Source organism: Thermomonas sp. (assembly GCF_025993755.1).
Lineage (GTDB): Bacteria > Pseudomonadota > Gammaproteobacteria > Xanthomonadales > Xanthomonadaceae > Thermomonas.
The window spans coordinates 1-2881 of record NZ_JAMQHN010000074.1 but is presented as its reverse complement, the minus strand read 5'-3'; the positions used below and the strand labels follow the sequence as shown (position 1 = coordinate 2881).

Below are 2881 nucleotides of genomic sequence, written 5' to 3'. Positions count from 1 at the left end.
GTGGCGCTGAACGACACCATCATGGTGTTCGCCTTCGCGCCCATCGTCGGCCTGCTGCTGGGCTTGTCGGCCATCAGCGTGCCGTGGGACACGCTGCTGATATCGGTGGCGCTCTACATCGTTATCCCGGTCATCGTCGCGCAGCTCTGGCGGCGGGCGCTGCTGCGCCGGGGCCAGGCCGCATTTGACCGCGCCCTTGAACGCATCGGCCCGCTGTCCATCGCCGCGCTGCTGCTGACGCTGGTGCTGCTGTTCGCCTTCCAGGGTCAGGCCATCCTGCAACAGCCGCTGGTCATCGCCATGCTGGCGGTGCCGATCCTGATCCAGGTGTTCTTCAATTCCGGCTTGGCCTATTGGCTCAACCGCAAGACAGGCGAGCAACACTGCGTCGCCGGCCCGTCGGCCCTGATCGGCGCGAGCAACTTCTTCGAGCTGGCCGTGGCCGCGGCCATCAGCCTGTTCGGTTTCCATTCCGGCGCGGCGCTGGCCACCGTGGTGGGTGTGCTGATCGAGGTGCCGGTGATGCTGCTGGTGGTGCGCGTGGTCAACCGCTCGCGCGGCTGGTACGAGCGCGGCCACGCAACGAACTGAGAGAAACCCATGAGCAACATCACGATCTATCACAACCCGAACTGCGGCACCTCGCGCAATGTGCTGGCCCTCATTCGCAACAGCGGCGAGGAACCCACGGTCATTGAGTACCTGAAGACGCCACCGACGCGTGAAACGCTGGTCAAGCTGTTGGCGGACGCGGGCCTGAGCGCGCGCGAGGTGCTGCGCGAGAAAGGCACGCCCTATGCGGAGTTGGGCTTGGCCGACCCGAAATGGACGGATGATCAGTTGCTCGATGCCATCGGGCAACATCCGATCCTGATGAACCGGCCCATCGTGGTCACGCCTCTGGGCACGAAGCTGTGCCGCCCCTCGGAAACCGTGCTGGACATTCTGCCGAATCCGCAGCGCGGCGCGTTCAACAAGGAAGACGGCGAGGCGGTAGTGGATGCAAAGGGGCAGCGTGTCTGATACTCGTATCGGCCTGCCGAACCTTGATGCCACGCTGTTCCAGCAGCCGGACAAGGAACGGCTCCTGACACCCGAACGCGCCACGCACGCGCCGCGCTTCCTGCTGCTCTACGGTTCGCTGCGTGAGCGCTCGTACAGCCGCCTTGCCGCCGAAGAAGCGGCGCGCATCCTGCGTGCGCTCGGCGGCGAAACACGGTTCTTCAACCCGTCGGGCCTGCCGCTGGTGGACGATGCCGGCGACGATCATCCGAAGGTCAAGGAACTGCGCGAACTGGCGCAATGGACGGAAGGCATGGTGTGGTGCTCGCCGGAGCGCCACGGCGCGATGACCGGCCTGATGAAGACGCAGATCGACTGGATTCCACTGTCTTCCGGAGCGGTGCGCCCGACCCAGGGCAAGACGCTGGCAGTGATGCAGGTATCAGGCGGCTCGCAGTCATTCAATGCGGTCAACCAGATGCGCGTGCTGGGTCGCTGGATGCGGATGCTGACCATCCCGAACCAGTCTTCGGTCGCCAAGGCATATCAGGAGTTCGATGAAACCGGGCGCATGAAGCTCTCGGCCTATTACGACCGCATTGTGGACGTGATGGAAGAACTGATGAAGTTCACGCTGCTCACGCGCGACGCGGCACCGTATCTGGTGGATCGGTACAGCGAGCGCAAGGAAAGCGCCGAAGCGTTGTCCAAGCGCATGAAACAGGAGTCGATTTGATGCCAGAGCCAGCCGCAGAGCGCGACAACGCCTGGCGCGTTTTTCTGGTTTTTCTGCGGCTGGGGCTGACCTCCTTCGGCGGGCCAATCGCGCACTTGGGCTACTTCCGCACGGAGTTCGTCGAGCGTCGCCGCTGGCTGGACGATCGCAGCTACGCCGATCTGGTCGCGCTGTGCCAGTTCCTGCCGGGGCCGGCCAGCAGCCAGGTCGGCATGGCGCTTGGCTTGGGCCGTGCTGGTGGGTGGGGCGCACTGGCGGCTTGGGTCGGATTCACGTTGCCCTCGGCGCTCGTACTGATCCTGTTCGCCTACGGCATTTCCGAATACCACGCGCTCGCTGAAGCCGGCTGGGTGCATGGCTTGAAAGTGGTTGCCGTCGCCGTGGTGGCGCAAGCGGTGTGGGGCATGGCGAAAACGCTGTGCCCCGACCGGCCCCGCGCCGCGCTAGCGATCCTGGCCGCGTTGCTGACACTATTGCTGCCGTCGGCCTGGGTGCAAGTCGCGGCCATCGTCATGACGGGCCTGATCGGTCGCTGGTGGCTGCAACTGCCGCCGCTGCCGGCAGCGCACCTGGCCTCATATGCGGTGTCGCGCCGTACAGGCGCGATGGCATTGGGCTTGCTAGCCGCGTTGCTGCTTGGTCTGCCGCTGTGGGCGGCGACCAGCGGCTCGACGATGGCTGCGCTGATCGACGGCTTCTTCCGCGCCGGCGCACTGGTGTTCGGTGGCGGCCATGTTGTGTTGCCGCTGCTGCAAGCAGTCACCGGCTCGACCGGCGCGGTCGGCAATGCCGATTTCCTGGCCGGTTACGGTGCGGCGCAGGCCGTACCGGGGCCGCTGTTCACCTTCGCGGCCTATCTCGGCACTGTGGCCGACTGGCCCTTGCACGGCTGGCTTGGTGGACTGGTGCTGCTGGTCGTGATCTTCGTGCCGGCCTTCCTCGTGCTGATCGGCACGCTGCCGTTCTGGCAGCGGCTGCGCCACCGCCAGGGCATCCAGGCTGCAATGGCGGGTATCAACGCAGGCGTGGTCGGCATCCTGCTGTCCGCGCTCTACGACCCGGTATGGACGAGCGCCATCCACGGACGCACCGATTTCGCTCTGGCCTTGGCCGCCTTCGGCCTGCTGGTCTATGGACGCTTGC

At 65.6% G+C, this 2881-nt stretch carries 3 protein-coding genes and 1 pseudogene; all 4 read left to right on the top strand.

All coding sequences use genetic code 11. The features are described 5' to 3' along the window. Positions 1-591, top strand: a pseudogene (locus Q0X16_RS05055) (arsenical-resistance protein); the annotation flags it as partial. Between the two features lie 9 nt (positions 592-600). After that, complete coding sequence (gene arsC, locus Q0X16_RS05050; protein ID WP_034397978.1) at positions 601-1023, top strand: arsenate reductase (glutaredoxin); 423 nt, start codon at positions 601-603, stop codon at positions 1021-1023. Then, complete coding sequence (gene arsH / locus Q0X16_RS05045; protein WP_034398029.1) at positions 1016-1738, top strand: arsenical resistance protein ArsH; 723 nt, start codon at positions 1016-1018, stop codon at positions 1736-1738. Before arsC ends, arsH begins: the two co-directional genes overlap by 8 nt. Continuing rightward, the coding region (gene chrA / locus Q0X16_RS05040) for a chromate efflux transporter (protein WP_297831398.1) at positions 1738-2881 on the top strand (1144 nt) is incomplete at its 3' end. The genes arsH and chrA, both read left to right, overlap by 1 nt.

Coding starts and splice junctions, on each gene's coding strand:
- arsC (WP_034397978.1), top strand. CDS start 601: ATGAGCAACATCACGATCTATCACAACCCGAACTGCGGCACCTCGCGC.